Origin of the sequence: Rhodanobacter sp. C06 (genome assembly GCF_002001105.1) — a bacterium.
In the GTDB taxonomy this organism is placed as follows: Bacteria; Pseudomonadota; Gammaproteobacteria; order Xanthomonadales; family Rhodanobacteraceae; genus Rhodanobacter_A.
Genome location: NZ_MUNP01000059.1, coordinates 121,097 through 146,013, shown reverse-complemented (window position 1 = coordinate 146,013; position 24,917 = coordinate 121,097). Strand labels below are relative to the sequence as shown.

General features: G+C 68.3%; 23 protein-coding genes. 6 read left to right on the top strand and 17 right to left on the bottom strand.

Annotated features, from left to right (window positions below; translation table 11 throughout):
* Nucleotides 1-104: 104 nt before the first annotated feature.
* Complete coding sequence (locus B0E52_RS12920; protein WP_077484361.1) at nucleotides 105-1,472, bottom strand: HAMP domain-containing sensor histidine kinase; 1,368 nt, start codon at nucleotides 1,470-1,472, stop codon at nucleotides 105-107.
* Nucleotides 1,469-2,158 carry a response regulator transcription factor gene (locus tag B0E52_RS12915; RefSeq protein WP_077484359.1) on the bottom strand — a complete coding sequence of 230 codons (690 nt, stop codon included), beginning with the start codon at nucleotides 2,156-2,158 and terminating at the stop codon, nucleotides 1,469-1,471. Before B0E52_RS12915 ends, B0E52_RS12920 begins: the two co-directional genes overlap by 4 nt.
* Before the next feature lie 154 nt (nucleotides 2,159-2,312).
* On the opposite strand from B0E52_RS12915, the gene B0E52_RS12910 reads away from it, so the two are divergent.
* Nucleotides 2,313-2,807, top strand: a complete 495-nt coding sequence (locus B0E52_RS12910) for a Spy/CpxP family protein refolding chaperone (protein ID WP_077484357.1) — start codon at nucleotides 2,313-2,315, stop codon at nucleotides 2,805-2,807.
* 87 nt (nucleotides 2,808-2,894) lie between these two features.
* Here B0E52_RS12910 and B0E52_RS12905 read toward each other — a convergent pair whose 3' ends face one another.
* Complete coding sequence (locus tag B0E52_RS12905) at nucleotides 2,895-3,755, bottom strand: alpha/beta hydrolase (RefSeq protein ID WP_077484355.1); 861 nt, start codon at nucleotides 3,753-3,755, stop codon at nucleotides 2,895-2,897.
* Nucleotides 3,756-3,813: 58 nt separating this feature from the next.
* Nucleotides 3,814-4,932 carry an aldo/keto reductase gene (locus tag B0E52_RS12900; protein WP_077484353.1) on the bottom strand — a complete coding sequence of 373 codons (1,119 nt, stop codon included), beginning with the start codon at nucleotides 4,930-4,932 and terminating at the stop codon, nucleotides 3,814-3,816.
* 154 nt (nucleotides 4,933-5,086) lie between these two features.
* On the opposite strand from B0E52_RS12900, the gene B0E52_RS12895 reads away from it, so the two are divergent.
* Nucleotides 5,087-6,052 carry a LysR family transcriptional regulator gene (locus tag B0E52_RS12895; protein ID WP_077484351.1) on the top strand — a complete coding sequence of 322 codons (966 nt, stop codon included), beginning with the start codon at nucleotides 5,087-5,089 and terminating at the stop codon, nucleotides 6,050-6,052.
* On the opposite strand, the gene B0E52_RS12890 is transcribed toward B0E52_RS12895, so the two are convergent.
* Together B0E52_RS12890 and hutG are read right to left on the bottom strand one after the other, a co-directional pair.
* Entirely contained in the window at nucleotides 6,043-6,207 is a 165-nt protein-coding gene (locus tag B0E52_RS12890) for a YXWGXW repeat-containing protein (protein WP_077484350.1), read from the bottom strand. The genes B0E52_RS12895 and B0E52_RS12890 overlap by 10 nt on opposite strands.
* Nucleotides 6,208-6,328: 121 nt before the next feature.
* Nucleotides 6,329-7,267 (bottom strand): formimidoylglutamase, encoded by a 939-nt coding sequence (gene hutG, locus B0E52_RS12885; RefSeq protein ID WP_077484348.1) that lies wholly within the window; start codon nucleotides 7,265-7,267, stop codon nucleotides 6,329-6,331.
* 111 nt (nucleotides 7,268-7,378) lie between these two features.
* On the opposite strand from hutG, the gene B0E52_RS12880 reads away from it, so the two are divergent.
* The 3 genes from B0E52_RS12880 to hutI are packed head-to-tail and all read left to right on the top strand — an operon-like array spanning nucleotide 7,379 to nucleotide 11,669.
* The gene (locus tag B0E52_RS12880) at nucleotides 7,379-8,944 is read left to right on the top strand and encodes a bifunctional GNAT family N-acetyltransferase/carbon-nitrogen hydrolase family protein (RefSeq protein WP_077484347.1); all 1,566 of its coding nucleotides are present in this window, start codon (nucleotides 7,379-7,381) and stop codon (nucleotides 8,942-8,944) included.
* A 32-nt stretch (nucleotides 8,945-8,976) separates the two neighbouring features.
* Nucleotides 8,977-10,455, top strand: coding sequence for a chloride channel protein (locus B0E52_RS12875; protein WP_077484345.1), 1,479 nt, complete (start codon nucleotides 8,977-8,979; stop codon nucleotides 10,453-10,455).
* The gene (gene hutI, locus B0E52_RS12870) at nucleotides 10,452-11,669 is read left to right on the top strand and encodes an imidazolonepropionase (protein ID WP_077484343.1); all 1,218 of its coding nucleotides are present in this window, start codon (nucleotides 10,452-10,454) and stop codon (nucleotides 11,667-11,669) included. Before B0E52_RS12875 ends, hutI begins: the two co-directional genes overlap by 4 nt.
* A 93-nt stretch (nucleotides 11,670-11,762) precedes the next feature.
* Here the strand turns inward: hutI and lpxK are convergent, their stop codons facing one another.
* The 5 genes from lpxK to B0E52_RS12845 all read right to left on the bottom strand — a co-directional run bounded on the left by lpxK (nucleotide 11,763) and on the right by B0E52_RS12845 (nucleotide 18,022).
* The gene (gene lpxK / locus B0E52_RS12865; RefSeq protein WP_077484342.1) at nucleotides 11,763-12,740 is read right to left on the bottom strand and encodes a tetraacyldisaccharide 4'-kinase; all 978 of its coding nucleotides are present in this window, start codon (nucleotides 12,738-12,740) and stop codon (nucleotides 11,763-11,765) included.
* Nucleotides 12,741-12,747: 7 nt separating this feature from the next.
* Nucleotides 12,748-14,526 (bottom strand): lipid A export permease/ATP-binding protein MsbA, encoded by a 1,779-nt coding sequence (msbA, locus tag B0E52_RS12860; protein ID WP_077484340.1) that lies wholly within the window; start codon nucleotides 14,524-14,526, stop codon nucleotides 12,748-12,750.
* Complete coding sequence (locus tag B0E52_RS12855) at nucleotides 14,523-14,954, bottom strand: biopolymer transporter ExbD (RefSeq protein WP_077484338.1); 432 nt, start codon at nucleotides 14,952-14,954, stop codon at nucleotides 14,523-14,525. Before B0E52_RS12855 ends, msbA begins: the two co-directional genes overlap by 4 nt.
* 4 nt (nucleotides 14,955-14,958) lie before the next feature.
* The gene (locus B0E52_RS12850; protein ID WP_254426797.1) at nucleotides 14,959-15,618 is read right to left on the bottom strand and encodes a MotA/TolQ/ExbB proton channel family protein; all 660 of its coding nucleotides are present in this window, start codon (nucleotides 15,616-15,618) and stop codon (nucleotides 14,959-14,961) included.
* A gap of 85 nt (nucleotides 15,619-15,703) precedes the next feature.
* Nucleotides 15,704-18,022: a DNA internalization-related competence protein ComEC/Rec2 gene (locus B0E52_RS12845; protein ID WP_077484336.1), complete on the bottom strand. Its 2,319-nt coding sequence runs from the start codon at nucleotides 18,020-18,022 to the stop codon at nucleotides 15,704-15,706.
* 320 nt (nucleotides 18,023-18,342) lie between these two features.
* Here B0E52_RS12845 and B0E52_RS18400 point away from each other — a divergent pair, with 320 nt between their 5' ends.
* A complete protein-coding gene (locus B0E52_RS18400) occupies nucleotides 18,343-18,927 on the top strand; it encodes a hypothetical protein (protein WP_139351678.1) in 585 nt (194 codons plus the stop codon).
* A gap of 432 nt (nucleotides 18,928-19,359) precedes the next feature.
* On the opposite strand, the gene lolD is transcribed toward B0E52_RS18400, so the two are convergent.
* From lolD to sdhA, 6 genes are all read right to left on the bottom strand, one after another.
* Nucleotides 19,360-20,055, bottom strand: coding sequence for a lipoprotein-releasing ABC transporter ATP-binding protein LolD (lolD, locus tag B0E52_RS12840; RefSeq protein WP_077484334.1), 696 nt, complete (start codon nucleotides 20,053-20,055; stop codon nucleotides 19,360-19,362).
* Between the two features lie 25 nt (nucleotides 20,056-20,080).
* Nucleotides 20,081-21,322, bottom strand: coding sequence for a lipoprotein-releasing ABC transporter permease subunit (locus tag B0E52_RS12835; RefSeq protein ID WP_077484332.1), 1,242 nt, complete (start codon nucleotides 21,320-21,322; stop codon nucleotides 20,081-20,083).
* Between the two features lie 106 nt (nucleotides 21,323-21,428).
* On the bottom strand, nucleotides 21,429-21,866 hold the full coding sequence (locus B0E52_RS12830) for a protein YgfX (protein ID WP_077484330.1): 438 nt from the start codon (nucleotides 21,864-21,866) through the stop codon (nucleotides 21,429-21,431).
* Nucleotides 21,838-22,086, bottom strand: a complete 249-nt coding sequence (locus B0E52_RS12825) for a succinate dehydrogenase assembly factor 2 (RefSeq protein WP_077484328.1) — start codon at nucleotides 22,084-22,086, stop codon at nucleotides 21,838-21,840. Before B0E52_RS12825 ends, B0E52_RS12830 begins: the two co-directional genes overlap by 29 nt.
* Nucleotides 22,087-22,261: 175 nt before the next feature.
* Nucleotides 22,262-23,041, bottom strand: coding sequence for a succinate dehydrogenase iron-sulfur subunit (locus B0E52_RS12820; protein ID WP_077484326.1), 780 nt, complete (start codon nucleotides 23,039-23,041; stop codon nucleotides 22,262-22,264).
* An 85-nt stretch (nucleotides 23,042-23,126) separates the two neighbouring features.
* The gene (gene sdhA / locus B0E52_RS12815) at nucleotides 23,127-24,914 is read right to left on the bottom strand and encodes a succinate dehydrogenase flavoprotein subunit (protein ID WP_077484324.1); all 1,788 of its coding nucleotides are present in this window, start codon (nucleotides 24,912-24,914) and stop codon (nucleotides 23,127-23,129) included.
* Nucleotides 24,915-24,917: the final 3 nt, after the last annotated feature.

Sequence of the window (24,917 nt, the reverse complement as noted above, 5' to 3'; positions counted from 1 at the left end):
GAGTGTGGCAAATCGCGCGGGGTTTGCGTAGCGGCTCGAGTGGTGCTCACGCGATCATCCCTGATCGCGAGAATCAAACGGGCGGCCATCCTTGGCCGCACTTTTCAAGCGGACGCCAGCGGCAGGCGCAACGCGACTTCCAGCCCACCGCCCTCGGCGTTGCGGGCGAGGATCTCGCCGCCGTGCGCCTTCGCCACGCGTTGCGCGATGGCCAGGCCCAAGCCGTGGCCGTCGGCACGTGCAGCGTTGCTGCCGCGAAAGAACGGCCGGAACAACGAATCCAGCTCGGCCTCGGGCACGCCGGGGCCGTGGTCGCGCACCAGGCATTCGGCCTGCCCATCGATGGCGCGCACCGCCAGCTCCACGCGACCGCCTTCGGGGCTGTACTTGATCGCGTTGGCGATCAGGTTGCCGAGCGCACGCTCCAGCAGCACCGAGCTGCCGATCGCTTCGACCGGCCCGTCGACCGGCGACCAGTGCAAGCGGATGTTGCGCGCGTCCGCTTCCAGCACCGCCTGTTGCAGGCCGTCGCGGGCGAGCCCGGCGAAGTCCAGGCGCTCGCGCTCCATGCCCGGCAGGCCGCCTTCCATGCGCGAGAGCGCCAGCATGTCGCCGGTCATGCGGTCGAGTCGCTCGATCTCCTGCTCGGCCTGCCGGAAGTATCGCTCCGCCGCCGCGGGGTCGTCGCCGCGCTGGGCCAGATCCAGGATCAGCTGCAGGCGCGCCAGCGGCGAGCGCAACTCGTGCGAGAGATCCTGCAGCACGCGGCGATCGTGCGTGACCAGCGCCTCGATGCGCTCGGCCATGGCGTCGAAATCGCCGGCGAGCTGGGACAGCTCGTCGCGCGTGGCGCCGCCGGGATGATCCACCCGCGCCGACAGCTCGCCGGCGGCCATGCGCCGCGCCGCCGCGCGCAGCGCCTGCACCGGCTTCGCCACGCTGCGCGCCACCCACCAACCGACCAGGCCGATGAACAGCAGCGACAACGCGAGCTGCACGCCGAACAGGATCTGCTCGCGCGTCTGCGGACGCAGCCGCGTGTGCGAGCGGCTCATCGCCACCAGCTGGCGCAACTGGCCGTCGGCGCCGCTGACCGGCTGCACCGCCACATAGGCGTACAGCCCCCGCCACGGCCGCAGCACCAGGACGCGGTCAGCCGCCAGCATGCCCGGCAGTGCGCGCCAGACCGACGGCGGCAGGCGGATCGGCACCAGCGGCTGGCCGTCCTGGAACAGCGTGGCCTCGATGCCCTCGTGGCGCTGCCGCGCGGACCAGGCTGCGAGCTCCGGCGCGCCGCCCTGCTGCCAGGCCTGGTCGGCCGACTGCGCCAGTGCGCTCCAGTCGATCTCCACCTCGGTGCGGTACTCGATGAAGCGCCGGGTGAGGAAGCCGCCCAGCACCAGCACCAGCAGGTTCACCGCGCAGAACCACAGCAGCAGCCGCCAGTACAGCGAGCTCTTGAACGGGTTCATGGCGCGCCCGCCACCAGCACGTAGCCGGCGCCGCGCACCGCGTCGATGCGCGGCGCCTGCGCCGAGGCCTCGGCCAGCTTGTGGCGCAGTCGGCTCACGTGCACGTCGATGCTGCGGTCGTAACGCTCCAGTTCGCGGCCCAGCGCGAGACGGGTGAGCGTGGCCTTGTCCACCAGCTCGCCGGCATGCTGCGCCAGCGCCAGCAGCAGCTGGAATTCGGCGCCGGTGAGCGCCAGCTCCTGCTCGCCGACCAGGGCGCGGCGCTCGCCGGGCAGCAGCCGCAGCACGCCGAGCTGCAGATCGGCGGCAGTGGCGACCGGAGCGTTGCGCCGCAGCTGCGCGCGGATGCGCGCCAGCAGTTCGCGCGGCAGGCAGGGCTTGGCGAGATAGTCGTCCGCGCCCAGCTCCAGCCCCACCACCCGGTCCACCGGCTCGCCGCGCGCGGACAGCATGATCACCGGCAGGCGGTACTTCATGCGCAGTTCGCGCAACGTCTCCAGGCCGTCACGGCCCGGCATCATCACGTCGAGGATCAGCAGGTCGGGCCGCTGCGCCGCATGGTGCAACCGCGCCAGTGCCGCCTCGCCGTCGTGGGCAAGGTCCACGTCGAAGCCTTCGCGCTGCAGGTACTCGGCCAGCAGGCTGCACAGTGCGCGATCGTCGTCGGCAATCAGGATACGGGGCATGGCAGCTCACGGGTTCGGTGGCCCATTCAAGCGAAACGGCAGCATGGCCGCCCAGGCACTTTACCCATCTTTACGCTCCCGCAAAGAACATACACATGCGGATGTCGTCCAATAGCCACACGTTCCACTCCCCCCACGACAAGAGGCGACAACCATGCGCAAGAACCTCATTCTCGGTCTGGCCCTCAGCTCGGCGCTGGCCATCGGCAGCTTCGCGGTCGCGGCGCAAGGCGCCCCCGACCACGGCGGCTGGGGCCACCACGGCGGCCACCACGGCATGATGGCGCTCGGCAAGCTCAACCTGAGCGACGCCCAGAAAGCCAGCATCAAGCAGATCATGCAGAGCAACTTCGAGCAGAACAAAGGCCAGCGGCAGGCGCTGCGCCAGCAGCGGCAGGCGTTCGAGGCGATGAACCCGACCGACCCCGGCTACCAGGCCGCCGCCGCTTCGCTGGCCCAGGCCGAAGGCGCCGCCACCACCGCTCGCGTGCAGCAGATGGCCAACGTCCGCGCACAGGTCTACAACGTGCTGACCCCGGCGCAGCAGTCGCAGATGGCCTCGATGAAAGCGCAGCAGCAGGCCCGCAGGCAGCAGTGGCAGCAGTTCAAGGCCCAACATCCGGCCAGCGGATCGTCGAGCGGCCAGTAAGAACCCGCTGCGCAGCACCTCCTCCCGCTGCGCAGCAGGCAGCCGCGCCGGCTATCGCCGGCGCGGCTTTTTTGTGCCGTGCGAGACTCAGGCAGCGCTTGACGCGCCTGCCGCAGTCACTTTGCGCTCCGCATGCCGCGCCAGCCAGCGGCGAACCTCCGCCAGCACCACGTCCGGCGCTTCCATGTTGGCGTGATGGCCGGCACCCTGCACCAGCAGCAGGCGCGCGCCGGTGATGCCGGCGGCCATGCGCTCGGACAGCGCGATCGCCTCGGGCTGGTCCTCGCTGCCGACGATCAGCAGGGTCGGCGCGGCGATCTCGTGCAGACGTTCGAGCGCCGAAGGCTGCGGCTCGTGCTGGTCGTGCGCGGCATGCCGCCAGTAGTTCGGCTCGCGCCGGAAGTTGTGCGCCGTCATCTCGCGGGTGCGCCGGCGCACCATGGCATCCACGTCTTCGGGTCGGCGCCGCGGGCCGTCGGTGAAGGCACGCAGCGAGCTGTCGATCAGGCCCGGCACGTCATAGCTGCCCAAGGCCTGCATGAAGGCGCGCGCGGCCGGCGTACCGTTCGCGAACTGGCCCCAGTAGCCGGCGCCCACGAAGACCATCGCACTGACCCGCTCGGGATGCGCCAGCGCGAAATCCAGCGCGATGGCAGCGCCGCCGGAGCAGGCCAGCAGTGCGGTGCGTTGCACGCCGCAGGCATCGAGCACCGCGGCGAAATCCTCATGGTGGGCGTAGGCCACGCCCGGCTCGATGGTCGAGCGGCCGAAGCCGCGCGCGTCGTGGCGAAGCACGCGATGGTCGCGCGACAACGCGGCGAACTCCGCGTCCCACTGGCCGCTGTCGACCAGGAACCCGTGCAGCATGGCGATGGTGTCGCCGCTGCCGGATTCCTCGACGTGCAGACGGGCACCTTCAACATCGACCAGGTGTGTGGAAACGTTCATGGCTATTCCTTGATGGCATACGCAACCGGCGACCACTGCCGACGGCCGGAGGGAAGGATCAACGCGCGGCCTTCACATTGGGTGGCGGCACTGCGGGTACATGGACCGGCGGGGCATAACCGGCCGGCTTGTCGCCCACCGCCACGCCACCGTGCAGACGCGTCTGCTGGGCATCGGCGAACATGTAGTACGGGAACGGACGCTCCGGTGCGCTGGCCGCGTCGAGCCGTGCACGCAATTCCGCCGGCAGCTCGAAGTCCAGCGCGGCGAGGTTCGCCTCCAGTTGCTCCAGCTTGGTTGCGCCGACGATCACCGAGGCGATACCCGGCTGCGTGGCGACCCAGTTCAACGCGACCTGCGCCATCGGCTTGCCGGCCTGCTTCGCCACCGCCTCGAGCGCGGCGACGATCTTCCAATTGCGTTCGGTGAAGCGGTCGAAGCCCGGTGCGCCGGCCACCTTGATCAGTCGCCCGTCACCGTTGCTGCCCGCTTCGCCAGCCTTGTACTTGCCCGACAGCAGGCCCATCGCCAGCGGGCTCCAGGCGGTGATGCCGATGCCCAGCTCGGTCGCCAGCGGCACGAATTCGTGCTCGATGTGGCGCTCGGCCAGCGAGTATTCCAGCTGCAGGTTCACCAGCGGGGTGAGCGCATGCGCCTCGGCGAAGGTCTGCGCCCGTGCCGCATACCACGCCGGCACGTCGGACAAGCCGGCGTAGCGGATCTTGCCGGCGCGCACGAGGTCGTCCAGCGTGCGTACCACTTCCTCCGCCGGGGTGATGCGGTCCCAGGTGTGCAGCAGGTACAGGTCGATGTAGTCGGTGCGCAAGCGACGCAGCGAGCCCTCCACCGCGCGCAGGATGTTCTTGCGGCCGTTGCCGCCGGCATTCGGATTGCCCGGCTGCGCGTTGTAGCTGAACTTGGTGGCGAGCACCACGCGATCGCGTGCACCCGCCTGCTCGACGAACTTGCCCAGCATCGTCTCGCTGGTGCCTTCGGTGTACAGGTCCGCGGTGTCGATGAAGTTTCCGCCGGCGGCGAGGTAGCGGTCGAACATCGCGCGGGCCGTGTCTTCCGCCGCGCCCCAGCCCCAGTCGTCGCCGAAGGTCATGGTGCCGAGCGAAAGGCGGCTGACGCGCAGGCCGGAGCGGCCGAGGGTGTAGTACGAATCGAGCGACATGGCGAACTCCCGTGGTGGTGGACGAGGCGCAGTCTGCGCCTTGCGATTGCCACGAAAAACCGCCAGCATCTTGATGTGCTTTCAAGCACAGCTAATCAATCCAAGGCACTGGATCTCGGCCATCGCCGGGATGACGGCATCCAGCGAGGTTTCCATGCGCGACGACTACGCCCTGCGCGCCTTCCGCGCGATCGCCGAGCACGGCAGCTTCACCCGCGCCGCGGCGGCGCTGGACGTCACCGCCTCGGCGCTGAGCCAGACCCTGCGCCAGCTGGAAACCCAGCTCGGCACGCGCCTGCTCCATCGCACCACGCGGCGCGTGGGCCTGAGCGAGGCGGGCCAGGAATTGCTGCAGCGGATCGCGCCCGCGCTGAACGAGCTGGACGCGGCGATGGATGCGCTGCGCCAGCATGGCGATCGCCCCGCCGGCCTGCTGCGCCTTACCGTACCGGACGTGGTGGCGATCGCGCTGCTCGATCCGCTGCTGGGCGAATTCATGGCGCGCTGGCCCGACGTGAAGCTGGACATCCACGTCGACAACGGCCTCAGCGACTTGATCGCCGAAGGCTTCGACGCCGGCATCCGCCTCGGCGAACGCCTGCAGCGCGACATGGTGGCGGTGCCGGTGGGCGGACCGATGCGCTCGGTGGTGGTGGGCTCACCCGACTACTTCGCGCGCCACGGCCGGCCGCAGCAGCCGCGCGAACTGGACGCGCACGACTGCGTCAACTTCCGCCAGATCAGCAGCCGCGCGATCTACCGTTGGGAGTTCGCGCACAAGAGCGGCCCGCGCAAGGGCCAGTGGTTCGAGATCGCGGTGAACGGCCGGCTCACCGTCAACAGCATTCCGCTGGCGGTGCGCGCCGCGATCGAAGGCGCGGGGCTGGCCACCGTGCTGGAACCGTTCGCGCGCGTGGCGCTGGCCGACGGCCGGCTGGAAAGCGTGCTGGGCGACTGGCTGCCGCCCTACGACGGCTTCCACCTCTACTACCCCAGCCGCTTCCAGGTGCCGTCGAAGCTGCGCGTGTTCATCGACTTCCTGCGCGAGCGCCGGCAGGCGGCCGAGGTGGCGCAAGCCGCACCACGCCCCGGCCGCACGCAACGACCGGCTCAGCGATAACGCCAGTGGCCACCGACCCAGACGTGGCCTCCGCCCCAGTAGCCCGGCACCCACACATGGACGGGACGCGGCGCCACCACCACGCATCCGGTGAGCGCGCAGCTGCCGCCGATCAAGGCGGCGGCGATCAGGCAGGTGGACAGGAAACGACGCATGGCGCACTCCTCACGGGGGATGTGCTGCTGGAAACGCCCAGTCCCACGTCGCGATGACGGTCATCGCGGCGCTTTCCGCGCGGAATTCAGCCGGCCCTCATCTGCCTGACCCGCGGCAGACTCAGGTTCTTGCGGTGCGTCCAGCGGCGTGCGTGACGCGGTGGATCAGCCGCGCGGCGACGCGGGCGGTGACGTGGTCGCGGTCATGCGGCGGCGACAGTTCGGCCACGTCCAGCACCTTCAGCTTGCCGGTGGCGGCGATCGCGTCGAGCAAGGGCTCCACCACCTCCAGTGGTACGCCGCGCGCGCTGGGCGCGCTGACGCCGGGCGCCATCGCGTGGGGCAGCGCATCGAGGCAGATGGTCTGGTAGATCACGTCGACGTTCGCCAGCTTCGCCTGCAGCTCGGCGACGCGCGCTGGCAGATCGAGCAGGCCCAGCTCGTCGTCGCGCACGTAGTGCACGCCCAGCGCGTCGGCGGTATCGAACAGCACGCGCGTGTTCGCCGAGGCGCTGATGCCGTAGACGCAGTAATCCAGCGGCAGGCCCAGCGCGGCTGCGTGCTCGATCGCCTGCAGGAACGGCGTGCCGGAGCTGCCGCGATCCTGCCGGCGCAGGTCGAAATGCGCGTCGATGTTGACGATGGCCACGCGCGGCCGACGCTTGCCCAGGTGCAAGGCCAGGCCTTGATACGTGGCGAACGCGATCTCGTGTCCGCCACCCAGGCCCACCGGCAGATGACCGGCGTCCAGCAGCGCGGCGAGCTTCTCGGCATAGCGTTGCTGCGCGCCTTCGAGATCGCCGTCGACCACGTCCACGGTGCCCGCGTCGTACAGCGGCGTGTCGTCCAGCAGCGGCAGGTTGGACAGCATCGCGCGCAACTCGGCGGGGCCTTCGGCCGCGCCCACCCGGCCACCGTTGCGGCGCACGCCTTCGTCGCTGGCGAAACCCAGCATCGCCACGCCGGGCGCGACGCCGGCCACGGGCTCGCGCACCCACTGGTGCCAACGCCGGGTGGCGGGGCCTTCCGGCAGGTCGATTCGTCCCTTCCAGCCGTTCATCGATTCACCTGCAGCGAGCGACGCGTGCGCATGCCTGTATGCCTGTTCATGCCGCGCATTGTAGCCGGCACGCTCGCATCCGCTTCACCGCCACCATCGCAGCATGCACGGATGGCGAAGAAAACCGGCGAACGCATCCCGAAGCTGCGCCTGCGCCTGGCCACGCCGGCCGACGTGCCGGCGCTGGTCGAGCTCACCGCACGCGTCTACACGCCCGAGTGGGGCCATTCGGCGGAAATGCTGCGCTCCCAGCAGACGCACTTTCCGCAAGGCCAGTTCGTGGTGGAGTACGAAGGAAAGGTGGTGGGTTACTGCGCCACCTTCCGCACCGACGAGGCCATCGCGCTGGCGTCGCATACCTGGATGCAGATCACCGGCGGCGGCATGGCCTCGCGCCACAAGCCGGACGGCGACTGGCTGTACGGCATGGAAGTGGTGGTGCATCCGGATTACCGCCGCATGCGCATCGGCCAGCGCCTGTACCAGGCGCGCAAGCGTCTGTGCATGGATCTCAAGCTGCGCGGCATCGTGTTCGGCGGCCGCATCCCGGGGCTGGCGCGCAACCTGCAGCGCTATGGAAGCGCCGAGGCCTACGTGCAGGCGGTGCTGGAAGGCCGGCGCCGCGACCTCACGCTGAACTTCCAGCTCGCGAACGACTTCGAGATCATCGGCCTGCTGCGCGATTACGTGCCCTCGGACCACGAATCGCTGGGCTGGGCGGTGCACCTGGTCTGGCGCAACCCGCTGCTGCTCGACCAGCCCGACATCCCCTCGATTCCCTCGCCGCGCCAGCTGCCGGACAAGGTGCGCGTGGCCAGCGTGCAATACCTGCAGCGGCGCATCGCCTCGTTCGAGGAATTCGCCACCCAGGTCGAGTACTTCACCGACATCGCCGCCGACTACAACGCGGACTTCGTGGTGTTCCCCGAGCTGATCACGCTGCAGCTGCTGTCGATCGAGAACACCGAACTGCCGGCCACCGACACGATCCGCAAGCTCAGCCAGTACACGCCGCAGGTGAAGGAGCTGTTCGGCCGGCTGGCGGTGCACTACAACATCAACATCATCGCCGGCACCCACCCCACCGAGCAGGCCAACGGCGACATCCACAACGTGTGCTACGTGTGCCTGCGCGACGGTTCCATCCACGAACGCGAGAAGCTGCACCCGACGCCCAGCGAGCGCATCACCTGGAAGATCACCGGCGGTGAGAGCGCGGCCACGGTGCAAACCGACTGCGGCCCGGTTGGCGTGATGATCTGCTACGACAGCGAGTTCCCCGAGGTGGCGCGGCACCTGGTGGACCAGGGCGCGCTGATCCTGTTCGTGCCGTTCTGCACCGACGTGCGCGAGGGCTACCTGCGCGTGCGCTACTGCGCGCAGGCACGTGCGGTGGAGAACCAGTGCTACGTGGTGCTTTCCGGCAACGTGGGCAACCTGCCCGGCGTCAACAACTTCGACATCCAGTACGGCCAGAGCTGCATCCTCACGCCCAGCGACTTCCCGTTCGCGCGCGACGGCATCGCCGCCGACTCCACCCCGAACAGCGAGACAGTGCTGTTCGCCGACCTCAGCCTGGAAAGCCTGGCCCGCGCGCGCAACGCCGGCGCGGTGCAGAACATCAAGGACCGCCGCTTCGACCTCTACGAGATGCGTTGGCTGCCGAAACCGCGCTGAATCGCCAGCGCAAACTCTGCGATACTTCATGAATGCCCGAACCCCAGCCCTCCGCTTCCCAAGCCCCAAATTCGCGACTGCAGGCCCTGCTCGGGCACGAGTTTTTCGCTCCACAGCAGTGGAAGCGCCGCATCGCCCTGTGGGCGGGCGCCATCCTGGTGGCGCTGGCGGCGATCGTGTTCACCAAGACCAGCAACTGGTCGTATCACCTGTTCCAGATCATTCTCGGCTACGGCACCTGGATACCGCTGATCATCACGCCCATCGTTTTCGGACTGCTGGCGTGGGCCACCGAAGGCCGCCTGCGGGCCACCCGGGGCAGCGGCATTCCGCAGGTGATCGGCACCTTGCACATCGAGGACGAGAGCTTCCGCCAACGCATGCTGGCGCTGCCGATCGCAGTGGCCAAGATGGCATTCACTCTGATCGCCTTGATGGTGGGTGCATCCATCGGCCGCGAGGGGCCCACCGTGCATGTCGGCGCAGGCCTGTTCTATTCACTGGGCCGGCGCTTCGGCTTCACCGACCCCAAGGCCGCCTCGCGCTTCATCCTGGCCGGCGGCGCCGCCGGTATCGCGGCGGCATTCAACACTCCGCTGGCCGGCGTGATCTTCGCGATCGAGGAGCTGGCCGGCACCTTCGAGCATCGCTTCAGCGGCCTGCTGCTCACCGCCGTGTTCGTGGGCGGCGTGGTATCGCTGGGCATCATGGGCAACTACTCGTATTTCGGTGAAGTGCAGGCGAACCTGCCGCTGGGCCACGCGTGGCTGGCGGTGCTGCTGACCGGCGTCATCTGCGGCCTGCTGGGCGGCCTGTTCGCCCGGTTCATCCTGCTCAGCCGGCATGGACCACTGGCCTACATCGGCCGTCTGCGGGCGCACGCGCCGATACTTTTCGCCTGCGGTTGCGGGCTTGCGCTGGCGGTCATCGGCGTGCTCTCGCACGGGACTGTCTATGGCACCGGTTACGACCAGGCACGCGCCTTCGTGCAGGAAGCGGCAGTCACGCCGGGCGAAAGCTTCGGCATCGCCAAACTGGCGGCCAACGTGGTGTCGTACTGGGCCGGCATCCCGGGTGGCATCTTCTCGCCTGCGCTGGCGGTGGGTGCCGGCCTGGGCCACAACATTGCGTATTTCCTGCCGAACGCGCCGGCCTCCGCCGTGGTGCTGCTGGGCATGAGCGCCTATCTGTCCGGCGTCACCGGCGCACCGCTGACCTCGGCGGTGATTTCCATGGAACTGACCGACAACCAGGACATGGTGATCCCGATCATGGCTGCTTGCCTGCTGGCGCGCGCCGCCGCGTCGATCTTCAGCCCGACGCCGGTATACAAGGATTTCGCCGAGCGCATGGTGCAGGACTTCGAGCATCAGCAGGCCGCACACATGGCCGCCACCGAACGGGCACGCATGGAAGCCGAGGCGGCCACGCATGCCGGCGACACCACCGCCTTCGACGAGCGCGCCACGCCCTCCGTGGACGCGGAGACGGAAGAGCGATCCGGGAAATGACCGAGCCACCCTGGGATCTGTTGCTGACGCACGCCACGCTGGCGACCTTTGCCGATGCAACGCCTTGCGGCCTGCTGACCGATGCGGCCCTCGCCTGCGCCGACGGTCGCATCGCCTGGATCGGCCCGACGACAGCCCTGCCCGCCACCGCGCAGGCACGCCATGTCGAGGATCTCGATGGTGCGCTGGTCACCCCCGGCCTGGTCGACTGCCATACCCACCTGGTCTTCGGCGGCAACCGCGCGCACGAGTTCGACCTGCGCCTCAACGGCGCCAGCTACGAAGAGATCGCCCGCGCCGGCGGCGGCATCGCCGCCAGCGTGCGCGCCACCCGCGCGGCCGACGAGGACGCGCTGTTCGCGCAGTCGCTGCCGCGCGCCCGCGCCCTGCTCGCCGACGGCGTCACCACGCTGGAGATCAAGTCCGGCTACGGGCTGGAACTGGAAACGGAACGCCGCATGCTGCGCGTGGCGCGGCGCATCGGTTCGGAACTCGGCATCACCGTGCGCACCAGTTTCCTCGGCCTGCACGCGCTGCCGCCCGAATACAAGGATCGCCGCGACGACTACGTGGCCCTGGTCTGCGACACGATGCTGCCCACACTGGCCGGCGAAGGGCTGGTCGATGCCGTGGATGCGTTCTGCGAGCGCATCGCCTTCACGCCCGCCGAGACGCGCCGCCTGTTCGAGCGGGCCACGCAGCTCGGCCTGCCGGTGAAGCTGCACGCCGAGCAGCTCAGCGACCAGGGCGGCGCCGCGCTGGTGGCCGGCTTCCACGGCCTCTCCGCCGATCACCTGGAACATCTGGGCAACGCCGGCATCGCTTCGATGGCCGAGGCCGGCACCGTAGCCGTGCTGCTGCCCGGCGCGTTCTACGCGCTGCGCGAAACGCACCTTCCGCCAGTCGCCGCGCTGCGCGAACACGGCGTGCCGATCGCGATCGCCACCGACTGCAACCCCGGCACCTCGCCCCTGCTCTCGCTGCGGCTGGCCGCGAACATGGCCTGCACGCTGTTCCGGTTGACACCCGAGGAAGCGCTGCGCGGCATCACCGTCCACGCGACGCGCGCGCTGGGCCTCACTGATCGCGGCACGCTGGCCGTGGGCCAACGCGCGGACCTAGTGGCGTGGCATGCGAAGCAGCCTGCCGAGCTGTGCTACTGGATTGGCGGGCCGCTCGTGCGGCAGGCCTGGATCGGTGGCGAGCCCCTGTAGGAGTGCACCCTGTGTGCGATCGCCCTGGCGTTGATCGAAGCAAAATGCATTCGCGCACAGAGCCTGCCCCGGACTTGATCCGGGGGTGCGCTCCTACGCACGCATAGTCAGCCTCGCCACGACAGCCTCGAAGAACGCCGCCGGCAACTCTGCGCGTACCGGCACGCGCCACCAGTGCAGCTGCGCAAAGGCACGGCACTTCACCGCATCCTTGTCGGTCATCAAGACCGGCAGCGCATCGCCGAAGGCGAGGTCGGCAGCGGCGAAGGCATGGTGGTCGGCAAACGCATGCTCGATCACCGCAATGCCCGCCGCGCGCAAGCCGGCGAAGAAACGCGCGGGATTGCCGATCGCGGCCACCGCGTGCACGCGCTGCCCCGCAAAACTCGTCAGCGGCTGTGTGCGCGCACCATCCAGCGACACCGCCTCGCCACCAACAAGCTGCATGGGATATTCGCCGGCGTGCGCCTCGCCGCCATTGCAGACGCGCAAGTCCACGCGCGACAACCGCCGTAGCGGTTCGCGCAGTGGGCCGGCCGGCAGCAGGCGACCGTTGCCGAAGCGGCGCACGCCGTCGACCACGCAGATCTCCACGTCGCGGGCGAGGCGGTAGTGCTGCAGGCCGTCGTCGGCGATCACCACGTCGCAGCCCACCGCCACCAGCAGTTGCGCCGCGGCGGGACGGTCGCGCCCCACCGCCACCGGCACGCCACTGGCGCGGATCAGGCAGGGCTCGTCGCCCACGTCGACGGGATCGGGCGCTGCGCCCAGCAGCATCGGCTCGCGCTGGCTGCCGCCGTGGCCGCGGCTGACCACGCCGGGACGCAGGCCGCGTGCACGCAAGGCTTCCGCCAGCGCGATGGTCAGCGGCGTCTTGCCGGTGCCGCCTGCGGTGAGGTTGCCGATCACGATCACCGGCACCGGCAGGCGCATCCGGCGCAGCAGGCCGATGCGGTACAGCCCGCGACGGAGCGCGGTGAGCGCGCCGTACAGCCCGGCGAGCGGCCACGTCCACCATGGGCTGCGGCGCTTGCCGTACCAGACCTCGGTGAGTTCGTTGGCGAGCGCCACGCCGGCCTCAGTCGCTACCGAGGCTGGCATCATGGAACTGCATGCGGTGCAGCGCGGCGTAATGGCCGCCCAGCACCAGCAGTTCGGCGTGGCTGCCACGCTCCACGATGCGACCCTGTTCCATCACCGCGATCTGGTCGGCGCCTTCGATGGTGGACAGGCGGTGCGCGATCACCAGGGTGGTGCGGTGGCGCATCAGCTGCTGCAGCGCCTGCTGGATCAGGCGCTCGGATTCGGTGTCCAGCGCGCTGGTGGCCTCGTCCAGCACCAGGATCGGCGCGTTCTTGAGGATGGCGCGGGCGATCGCGATGCGCTGGCGCTGGCCGCCCGACAGCATGTTGCCGCTCTCGCCGATGTGGCTGTGGATGCCCTTGGGCAGGCGCGCGATGAACTCCATCGCGTTCGCCGCCTCGGCCGCGGCGACGATGTCCGCCTCGCTGGCGCCGGCCAGCTCGCCGTAGGCGATGTTGTTCGCCACGGTGTCGTCGAACAGCACCACGCTCTGCCCCACCCAGGCGATCTGCCGGCGCAGCGAGGCCAAGGTGTAGTCCTCGTAGTTCTCGCCGTCCAGCACGATGCGGCCGCCGCTGGGTTCGTTGAAGCGCGGCAACAGACTCACCAGCGAGCTCTTGCCGCTGCCCGAACGCCCCACCAGAGCGGTGACCGTACCCGGTGCGCAGTGCAGGTCCACGCCGCGCAGCGCCTCGAACTCGTTGCGCGGATAGGTGAGCCGCACGTCCTCGAAGCGCAGGTCGCCGCTCGTGCGTCCCAATTCGCGGGTACCGCGGTCGGTCTCCGGCGGCAGGTCGATGATCTCGAACAGATCCTCCGCAGCCGACATGCCGCGCTGGATGTTGGCTTGCACGTTGGTGAGCCGCTTCAACGACGGCAGCATGGTGCCCATCGCGGTGAGCACGGCGAAGAACACGCCCGGCGACATCTGGTTCAGCACTTGTGGCCGGGTGCCCAGGAACACCAATACCGCCAGCGCGAAGGCTGCCACCAACTGGATGGTGGAACTGGAGGCCGCGTTGGTGGCCGCAATCTTGAGATTCAGCCGCCGCGTGTGCGTGATCACTTCGTCGAAGCGGCCGGCCTCGTGCGCCTGCCCGCCGTAGATGCGCACCTCGCGATTCGCGCCGACCGTTTCCTCCACCGTGCCGGTGACCGACCCCATCGTGCCCTGGATGCGGCGGCTGATCTGCCGATAGCGTCGGCTCACCACGGTGGCGATCAGCGCGATCGCCGGCACCATCACCAGCAGGGAAAGCGTGAGGTAGGCGCTGGTGCTCAGCATCACGTAGAACATGAAGATCACGGTGAGCCCGTCGGTCACCCCGATCTTTGCCGCGTCGCTGGAGGCCGAGGCCACCTGCTCGCTGGTGTAGGTGATGCGCGAGATCTGCTGGCCCGACGGTTCGCTGCCGAAATACGCTGCCGGCAGGCGCAGGTAGGACGCGAACACGTCGCGCTGCATCGTCTGCACCACGTGCCGACCGATATAGGACATGCCGTAGTTGCTGACGAAGGTGCCGCAGGAACGCAGGAAGAAGATGCCGATGATCCAGATAGGCATCCAGAAGATCAGGTACGGATCCTTCTGCACGAACAGGTTGTCGATCATCGGCTTGAGCAGCTTGGTGAAAGCCGCCAGGCCACCGCCGTCGAGGATCATGCCGACCAGCGCGACCAGGCCCACCGCCCAGTACCGCTTGCTGTACCCCAGCAGCCGCTTGTAGATGGCCCAGGTATGCGCGTCCCAGATCGCGGTCCTGCCGCCGCTCATTGCGCCTCGCCCGGCTTGGTCGGCGTGGTGGCGATCGACAGGCGGGTGAAGCCGAGCTGGCCCAGCGCGTCCATCGCGGTCACCACGCTCTGGTGCGAGCTGAGCGCATCGGCGCGGATCGTCACCGGGCGGTCGTGGTCGCCGTTCGCGTTGCGGGCTATCACCTGCTTCAGTGCATCGATGCCTTCGCCCGGCACCGCGTCGCTGCCCACCCAGTAGTGGCCGTCGCGGTCGATCATGATGGTGAGTGCAGGCGCGTTCATGTCGCGGTCCTGCACGCTGGCGTTCGGCAGGGTGACCTGCATGCGCGAGTGCTGGATGAAGGTGCTGGTGAGCACGAAGAACATCAGCAGGGTGAGCAGCACGTCGATCAACGGCACCACGTTGATCTCGAACTCGTCCTGGCGGCGGTCGTTGCCGATGCGCATGGAATCAACCCGCGTTCGGCGCGACGGTTGCCGATGTCCGGCGCGGACGCGCCGTCACCGGCGGACTCAGGGTGAGCTCGTCCAGCAGCGTGGTGGCCTGCTTCTCCATCTGCACGCAATAGCCGGCCACGCGCGAACGGAAATACCGGTGCAGCACGTAGGCAGGGATCGCCACGGTGAGGCCGGACGCCGTGCAGATCAGCGCCTCGCCGATGCCGCCGGCCATCTTCGCCGGATCGCCGATGCCGCCGGCCATCACCTGCATGAACATGCGGATCAGGCCGATCACCGTGCCGAACAGGCCAAGCAGCGGGCCGATCAGGGCGATGGTGCCCAGCGTGCTGAGGTATCGCTCCATCTCGTGCACAATGTGGCGGCCGGTGTCCTCGATGCGCTCCTTGATGATGTCGCGCGACTGGCTGCGCACCGCCAGCGCGGCGGCCAGCAGCTCGCCCAGCGGCGAACCGTTCGACAGCGCCTCCAGGTGCTTCGGGTCGAGCTGGCCCGCGCGCGCCCACTGGCGCACTTCCTCACCCAGTCCGGGCGGCAGCACGGCCTTGCGCCGCAGCGTCCAGCAACGCTCCAGCACGATCGCCAGCGCCACCAGCGAGCACACCAGGATGGGCAGCATCGCCCAACCGCCAGCCATCAGGATATCGAGCACGTTCGTCCCACCGGGCGTTCAAAACGGAGAGCCCGCATCATAGCAGCCGGCCCGGCCGCCACTGTGACGGACGTTGCCGGACGGATCAGGGTGTTTCCCGCCAGTAGCGCGGATCGCGCAATCGCCAGCGCCCGCTCACGCGGGCCGGAGATTCGGCCGGAAATTCGACGCTGATAGCCCCGCTGTCGGCGGTATTCAGCACCGGCACGCCCGCTTCCGCATAGCGCGCCATCACTTCGGGCTTGGGATGCCCGAAGCGGTTGCGCCAGCCCGCCGAGACCACGGCGAAGGGCGGATCCACGGCATCGATGAAATCCGCGTCGGACGAGGTCTTGCTGCCGTGGTGCGGCACCAGCAGCACCGGCGACGGGCCATCGCCCAGCGCCGCCGCCACGGCCGGCTCGACTTTCGACGTGATGTCGCCGGTGAGCAGCAGCCGGCCGCCCGTGCCCTCGACCAGCAACACGCAGGAACGGTCGTTGCCCTTGCCGCCAGCATCCGCCGCCGGACCCAGCACGCGAAAGCGCACGCCGTCCCACGTCCAGCCCTGTCCGGTTTCGCACGGCGTCATCGGCATCGGCATGCGCTCCGGCTCGCCCGCATAGCGTCGCGCCTGCGGGAACGCGGCAACGACCGCCGCGGCACCACCGGCGTGATCGTTGTCCGCATGGCTCACCATCAAGGCATCGAGCCGCGTGATGCCCAGCGCGTGAATCGCCGGCAACACCGCCGCCTCGCCGAGATCGAAGCCCGAGGGATAGCGCGCCCCGGTGTCGTACAGCAACACATGCTCGCGGGTGCGCAGCAGCACCGACAAGCCCTGCCCCACGTCCAGCACCCAGGCCTCGAACGCTCCCGTGGCCGGCTTCGGCAGCGGCGGCCACAACAGCGGCAGGAACAGCAGCAGGCCCAGCGCGCGCAATGGCACGCCGCGCGGCAGGAACAGCCATAGCGCACCCAGCGTGGCCAGCAGCAGCGCCCATGGCGCCATCTGCGGCAGATACCAGTGCGCACCCGGCCAGGTCGCCATGTGCTCCAGCAGCCACCATTGCGCATGCGCGAGCTGCGCCGCCAGCCACAGCACCGGCGTGGCCAACGGCGGACACAGGCCCAGGCACAGCATGCCCAGCAACGCGCAGGGCACGATCACGAAACTCACGAACGGCACCGCGATCAGGTTCGACATGGCGCCCACCAGCGAGGCCTCACCGAAGAACCACATCGTCAGCGGCAGCAGCGACACCGTCATCAGGATCTGCCCCGCGGTGAGCTCGTGCAGGAAGGCGCGCAAGCCACGTCCGCGCGACTGCAGGCACAGCATCAAGAGTCCCACGCCGGTGAACGACAACCAGAAGCCCGCGGCCAGCACCGCCAGGGGATCGAAGACGAGGATGGCGATCAAGGCCAGCGCCAACGATTGCGCGCCGCTGCCGCCGCGTCGGGAGCAACGCGCCAGCGCCACCACCGCGATCATCAGCAAGGTGCGCACGGTGGGCAGGCCGAAACCCGCCAGCGCGCTGTAGACACCCGCCGCCAGCAGCGCGCCGGCGGCCTGCGCCTGCACCCGCGGCCAGCGCAGCGCCAGTCCCGGCCACAGCAGATACAGCGCGCTGGCCAGCCACACGCCGAACACCGCAGACACGCCCACGTGGAAACCGGAGATCGCAATCAGGTGCGGAATGCCGTTCGCGCGCGCCACTTCCCAGTCGTGCTGGCTCAGGCCGCGTGTGTCGCCCACCGAGAACGCCTGCAGCAAGGCCGCATCGTGCGAGTCGCGCACCCTCGCGGCGATCCCGCGCGAAATCGTGGCGCGCACGCCATCCACGCACCACGCGCGATCCAGCTTGGCGTTGCCCGCATCCTCGCGCACATAGCCGGTCGCCACGATGCGGCGCTGCAAGGCCATGCGCTCGCCATCCGCAGTACCGGGGTTGAGCAGGCCGCGCGGCCGCTTCAACCGCAGCAGCAGGCGCCAGCGTTCGCAGGGCGCCAACGGCGGCGCCACGTCGTACCACGACACCATCGTCTTTCCACGCAAAGGCACCGGCTGGCCATCCAGCGTGGCGGTGTCGATCGCGAAGGCGAAGCGGGTGGCGTCCTCGCGCTCCAGCGGCAGGTCATCGATGCGCCCGGTCACCACGAAGTCGCGGCCTTCCAGATCGCGCGGCAAGCGGGAGTCCATCGCTCCCGCACCCGCAGCCATCGCCCACAGCGCGCCGGTGCAAACACACAACGGCAGACGCCAGCGCGGAAGGCGCCAGAACATCGCGGCCGCAGGCAGCAACAACGTCAGCGACAGCCAACGCGGCGGCAGGGTCGGCAACCATTGCACCGCCAGCACGCCCAGCAGCAACGCTGGCGCCGCCAGCGTTGCTGTGAATGGCTTGCGCAAAACTCCCGACATGCCCGCCTCCCATATCGGTCGAGGCTATCGCGCTCACCTCAAGGAATCGGACGAAAAGCGTGTAGGCCCGCGCCCTGTCGGCAACAAGCCGACGCGCGCGGCATCGCCAGCGGTTGCCGTGCATATCCACGGTTGTGGGTGGATAACCCATAGCCGCTCGGAAAGTGCGATATGCAAGGCAGAACCGCACACGGACTTACTCGGATACGTCTCACCAAGTGATTGATACTGTGCGGGAACCGGTCGCTTGACGGGATGCGACGTGGTGTGGACGATGCCGCGCATATCCCGGATTCGGGGACCACTTCGCGTTAACCGCTATGCAGCACCTTGACCGACAGCTTGCAGCTTTTCGGGACCGCCTCACCCATGAGGTAGGGCTCACGATAGAAGAAGCCGCCAAGGTTGCCACGATGGTTGCTGCGGACATCCGGTTCCTTCCGGTCGAAGCAAAGAGCGAGATTAGGGCTGCATCCCCCGTACCGCTCTCGGCGCGCTTCGAAGAATTGATTGCCTTTCAGTCGTGGAGTGATTTCTCGACGTCAGTAAGAAGCAACCCAGCCATCACTCGGGCGTCCGTTGTGGTTCAAAACTACATCTGCTTCGTTTATCTGAAAGATGCGTGCTTTGAGGTCGTGGCAAGACGTGCCGCCCCCGGCTCTGTCGCCGCTCGTGCGTCAGCCTTCCTCTCGCGCGGTGCCGTCCGAGATTTCCGCAATGCTTTCTCTCACGCCAACTGGCGTTACAACAAGTCATTCACAGGCTTGGAGTGTTGGGTTTTGGAAGATTCGCGCAATCGGTCGGGGTCAATGCGGCACTTCGAGGTGTCACAAGCCGATCTCAACTTCTGGCAAGCATTGTCACGCGGGATTGCATATGCCACGTATGAACAACTACGCGGCTAACGAACGCTCCCAGCCTACCCTGCCGGAGCGAAGCGGAGGCAGGGTAGCGGCTGAAGCGTCGCGTTAGCCTTGCTTCTGCTTCTGGCGCGCACGATGCGCGCCTGCTCTTCCGGGGCCCCTCGGCGGCGGTAAGGCGGGGACGAGAAGGCCGCGCAGCGGGCATCGCCAGGGAGGGCGATGCCTTTTCGACCGGACAGGAGTCCGGCCGAAAAGCCCGGCCGCGCCTCACGGACTTTCCGTCCATGGATGGACGGAAAGCGCCACCGCGGGGTGCCGTTTCTCTTTGGCTACTTTCTCTTTGGGCACGCAAAGAGAAAGTAACTCGGGCGCCGGCAGGCGCACGAAACTGTTTTGAAACTTGCGAGAACACGGAAGCAAAGGCCCCTCTCCCCTACCCCTCTCCCACAAGTGTGAGAGGGGAAAGCCATGGAGCTATTCGCGCGGCTTCTCGCGCAACACGCCGCCATGCAGCACCAGCGTGCGATCCATTCGCCCCGCAAGGCGATGGTCATGGGTGACCAGGACGAAGCTGGTACCCACCTCGCGATTGAGCTCGATCATCAACTCGTAGACCTGTGCCGCATTGCCCTCGTCGAGGTTGCCGGTGGGCTCGTCGCCCAGCACGCAGGCGGGCTTGGTGACCAGCGCACGCGCCACCGCGCAACGCTGGCGTTCGCCGCCGGAGAGCTCGCTGGGCTTGTGGTGCGCGCGCGCGCCCAGCCCCACCCGTTCCAGCAAGGCATTGGACTGCTGCTGCGCCTCGGCGATCGCGGTGCCGCGGATCAGCAGCGGCATGCACACGTTTTCCAGTGCGGTGAACTCGGGCAGCAGATGGTGGAACTGGTAGACGAAACCCAGCGAACGATTGCGCACGCGGCCGCGCTCGGCGTCGGAGAGCTTCGACAGCTGGCGGCCGTCCACTTCCACCTCGCCGCTGGAGAGCGTGTCCAGCCCACCCAGGATGTGCAGCAAGGTGCTCTTGCCGGTGCCGGAGGCGCCCACGATGGCCATCGTCTCGCCACGCTTCAGCTCGAAGCTGACATCGCTGAGTACCGGGGTATTGAGGCCGCTCTCGGTATAGGTCTTGGCCACGCGATGGGCGCGCAGCACGCAATCGTTCGACGGCATCGGGACGCTCTTATTCCGGGTGGTCTCACTCATAGCGCAGCGCCTGCGCCGGCTGCGTGCGCGAGGCGCGCCACGCGGGATACAAGGTGGCCAGCAGCGAGAACGCGAACGTGACCAAGGCCACCCAGCCCACGTCATGCAACTCGAGCCGGCTGGGCACCTCGCTGATGTAATACACGTCCGGCGACAGGAACTGCACGTGGAAGACGTGCTCGATCACCTTCACGATGCCCGGCAGCTTCCACGACAGCAGCGAACCCAGGCTCACGCCGAAACCGATGCCGACCAGGCCCACCAGCAAGCCCTGCACCATGAACATGCCCATCACGCTGCGCGGCGTGGCGCCCAGCGTGCGCAGGATCGCGATGTCGGCCTGCTTGTCGGTGACCAGCATCATCAGCATCGAGACCAAGTTGATCACCGCCACCAGGATGATCAGCGACAGGATGACGCCCATCACCTTCTTCTCCATCGAGATCGCGGAGAACAGGTTGGCGTTGGTCTGCTCCCAGGTCTGCACCTGGTAGATCTGGCCCAGCCGGTCGGCCAGTTCGTGCGCCACCGGGCGCGCGTTGAACAGGTCGTCCAGCTTCAGGCGGATGCCGCTGGGTCCGCTCAAGCTGTTGAGCTTCTCTGCGTCCTGGATGTTGACCAGGGCGAGGCCGGAGTCGAACTGCTCCATGCCCATCGCGAACGTGCCCACCACGTGGAAGCCGCGCATGCGCGGCACGCCGCCGAACGGCGTGGCGCGGAATTCCGGCACCGCCATCACCACCTGGTCGCCCACGCTCACGCCGAGCTGGGTGGCGAGATCCTGCCCCAGCACGATGTTCCAGCTGCCGGGGGTGAGCGCGGCTAGCTTGCCGTGCACCATGTGCTGGCCGATGTCGACCACCTTCGGCTCCAGCGCCGGATCGATGCCGCGCACCATCGCCGCGGCCGGCGCCCGGCCCTGCAGCAGCGCCTGGATTTCCACATAGGGTGCAGCGCCCTTTACGTGCGGGTTCGCCTCGGCGATCTTCAGCGCACGCGGCCAGTCCTCGATGCTCTGGCCGATGCCGGAGATGGTCGCGTGCGAGATCGCGCCGAGGATGCGCGTCTTCATCTGGTAGTCGAAGCCGTTCATCACCGACATCACGGTGATCAGCGCGATCACGCTGATCGAGATGCAGACGATGGAGACCGCGGAGATGAAGGAGATGAACTGGTTGCGCCGCTTGGCGCGGGTATAGCGCAGGCCGATGAAAAGCTCGAGCGGTCGGAACATGGGCGGTCGCAGGTGAATGGCTGGGCGGCTCGCCCGAAGGAACCGGCATTATCCGGCATTCGCTGGGACAACGCAGGCGCCGCGAAGTGCCTGCGGGAGCCGGGGTTCAGATGCGCGGCGTGGCTTCGTCCAGTTGCACGGTGGCCAGCCGCATGCGCAGGCGGCGGCGGATGTCCGCATCGCTGTTGTCCGGCGCCAGCAGCAGCACCTGCTCGCCCAGCGGAGCGGCGCGCAGCCGCAGCAGGATGCAGGCGCCTAGCACCCGAAACGAAGCCAGGCTGGCCGGCAGGTCGCTGTGATCGGCGAGCCGCAGGCTCCAGCCGCCTTCACCGCTCCAACCCGCCGCCCGCACCAGGGAGGCCGACCAGCGGCGCATGGCGCGATACGCGACCAGCGCGACGGCAACGAGCAACACCGTCTTCAGCCACCACGGCAGGCCGCTCAGCAGCACCGCCAGCATGGCCAGGACCGCCACGGCCTGCAGCAGGCGCGGCAACCAGCGCGAAGGCCGGTATTCAAAGCCGATGGCGGGCACGGATGTCATCGATGATCGCCTGCCAGTCCGCGCGCGGCGCCTTCGCGTGGCCCATCACCCAATCCCACAGGTCAGGGTCCTGCACGTCGAGCAGTTCGTCGAAGGCTTGCTGTTGCGCCTCGTCGGCGTGCGGAAAGGCCTCGTCGAGCCAGCCACCGAACAGCGCATCGAGTTCGCGGGTGCCGCGGCGGGTGCGCCAGCGCAGGCGCTTGATGCGGGCAGCGTCCATAAGATCAAAGCGCGCGTAGCGCCTCCTTTGCCTCCTCTCCCCTTCGGGGAGAGGATTGAGGTGAGGGGGCGATCTTGCGTCGATCCATCATCGAAGGATTTCCTCGTTCAAGCTTCCCGCGAGCACCCGCCCCCTCACCCTGCCCTCTCCCCGGAGGGGAGAGGGAAAAGCAGGCTTACGCCCGCCGCTCCACCATCAGCTTCTTGATCTCCGCGATCGCCTTGGCCGGGTTCAAACCCTTCGGGCAGGTGCGCGCGCAGTTCATGATGGTGTGGCAGCGGTAGAGCTTGAACGGGTCTTCCAGGTCGTCCAGGCGGGCGCCGGTGTCCTCGTCGCGGCTGTCCACGATCCAGCGGTAGGCCTGCAGCAGGATCGCCGGGCCGAGGTAGCGGTCGCCGTTCCACCAGTAGCTGGGGCAGCTGGTGGAGCAGCAGGCGCACAGGATGCACTCGTACAGGCCATCGAGCTTCTTGCGGTCTTCCGGCGACTGCAGGCGCTCCTTGTACGGCGCGGCGCTCTGCGTGCGCATCCACGGCTTGATCGAGGCGAACTGGGCGTAGAAGTGGGTGAGGTCGGGCACCAGATCCTTCACCACCGGCATGTGCGGCAGCGGGTAGATCTTCACGTCGCCCTTGGCCACGTTGTCGATCGCGCAGATGCAGGCCAGCGTGTTGGTGCCGTCGATGTTCATCGCGCACGAGCCGCAGATGCCCTCGCGGCAAGAGCGACGCAGCGTGAGCGTGGGGTCGATCTCGTTCTTGATCTTGAGCAGCGCGTCCAGAACCATCGGGCCGCACGCGGCCAGATCCACCTCGTAGGTGTCGATGCGCGGGTTCTGGCCGTCGTCCGGGCTCCAGCGATAGATGCGGAAGGTGCGGGGCTTCTTCGCATCCTTCGCCGGAAAGTGCTTGCCTGGCTGGATCCTGGAATTCTTGGGTAGCGAAAACTCTGCCATGTGCGGAACCCTTCAATCGAACTTGTAGGAGGGGCTGCGGCCCCGATGACCTCTGGTCGCGGCTGAAGCCGCTCCTACGGGGGCGTCAATAGACTCGCTTCTTCGGCGGCACCACCTCGACCTCGTCGGTCAGGGTGAACATGTGCACCGGGCGGTAGTCGAAGCTGGTCTTGCCGTTTTCGTCCACCTTGACCATGGTGTGCTTCATCCATTCGGCATCATTGCGGTCCGGGAAGTCCTCGCGCGCATGGGCGCCGCGGCTCTCCGGGCGCTGCTCCGCCGAGTGCATGGTGGCCACCGCCTGGTCGAGCAGGTTGGCCAGTTCCAGCGTCTCGATCAGGTCGGAGTTCCACACCATCGAGCGGTCGCTGACCTTCACGTGCTTGAACGAGGCGTGCACCGCGTCGATCTTCTCGCAGCCTTCCTTGAGCGTTTCACCCGTGCGGAACACCGCGGCATCGGTCTGCATGGTGCGCTGCATGTCGAGGCGGATCTGTGCGGTGGGCAGCTCGCCGCTGGCGTGGCGCAGGCCGTCGAAGCGGGCCAGCGCCTGGTCCAGCGCACTGGCAGGCAGGTCCTTGTGCGCCGCGCCCGGCTTGACCAGCTCGGCGCAGCGGTGCGCCACCGCGCGGCCGAACACCACCAGGTCGAGCAACGAGTTGGAACCCAGCCGGTTGCCGCCGTGCACCGACACGCAAGCCGCCTCGCCAATCGCGAACAGGCCCGGCACCACGGCGTCGACATCGTCGCCCTTCTTCTGCACCACTTCGCCGTGATAGTTGGTCGGGATGCCGCCCATGTTGTAGTGCACCGTGGGCAGGATCGGGATCGGCTCCTTGGTCACGTCCACGCCGGCGAAGATGCGCGCCGATTCGGCGATGCCCGGCAGCCGCTCGTGGATCACCTCGGGGCCGAGATGCATCAGGTTGAGGAAGGCGTGGTCCTTGTGCTCGCCCACGCCGCGGCCTTCGCGGATCTCGATGGTGATGGCGCGGCTGACCACGTCGCGCGAGGCCAGGTCCTTGGCGCTGGGCGCATAGCGCTCCATGAAGCGCTCGCCCTCGGAATTGGTGAGGTAGCCGCCTTCGCCGCGCACGCCTTCGGTAATGAGGCAGCCCGCGCCGTAGATGCCGGTGGGATGGAACTGCACGAACTCCATGTCCTGCAGCGCCAGGCCGGCGCGCAGCACCATGCCGCCGCCGTCGCCGGTGCAGGTGTGCGCCGAGGTGGCGCTGAAATAGGCGCGACCGTAGCCGCCGGTGGCCAGCACAACGGCCTGGCCGCGGAACAGGTGCAGGGTGCCCTCGTTCATGTCCAGCGCCAGCACGCCGCGGCAGACGCCCTCGTCGTCGAAGATCAAGTCGATCGCGAAGTACTCGACGAAGAACTCGGCATCGTGCGCCAGCGCCTGCTGGTACAGCGTGTGCAGGATCGCGTGGCCGGTGCGGTCGGCGGCGGCGCAGGTGCGCTGCGCGGTGCCCTTGCCGTAGTGCGTGGTCATGCCGCCGAACGGACGCTGGTAGATGTGGCCGTCCTCGGTGCGCGAGAACGGCACGCCGTAGTGCTCCAGCTCGATCACCGACTGTGGCGCGTTCTTGCACATGTACTCGATCGCGTCCTGGTCGCCCAGCCAGTCGCCGCCCTTCACCGTGTCGTAGAAGTGGAAACGCCAGTCGTCCTCGCCCATGTTGCCGAGCGCGGCGGCGATGCCGCCCTGTGCCGCCACCGTGTGCGAGCGGGTCGGGAACACCTTGGTGATGCAGGCGGCCTTCAGGCCCTTCTCGGCCAGGCCGAAGGTGGCGCGCAGGCCCGCGCCGCCGGCGCCGACCACCACCACGTCGTACTTGTGCTGCTGGATCTTGTAGCTTTCCACGGT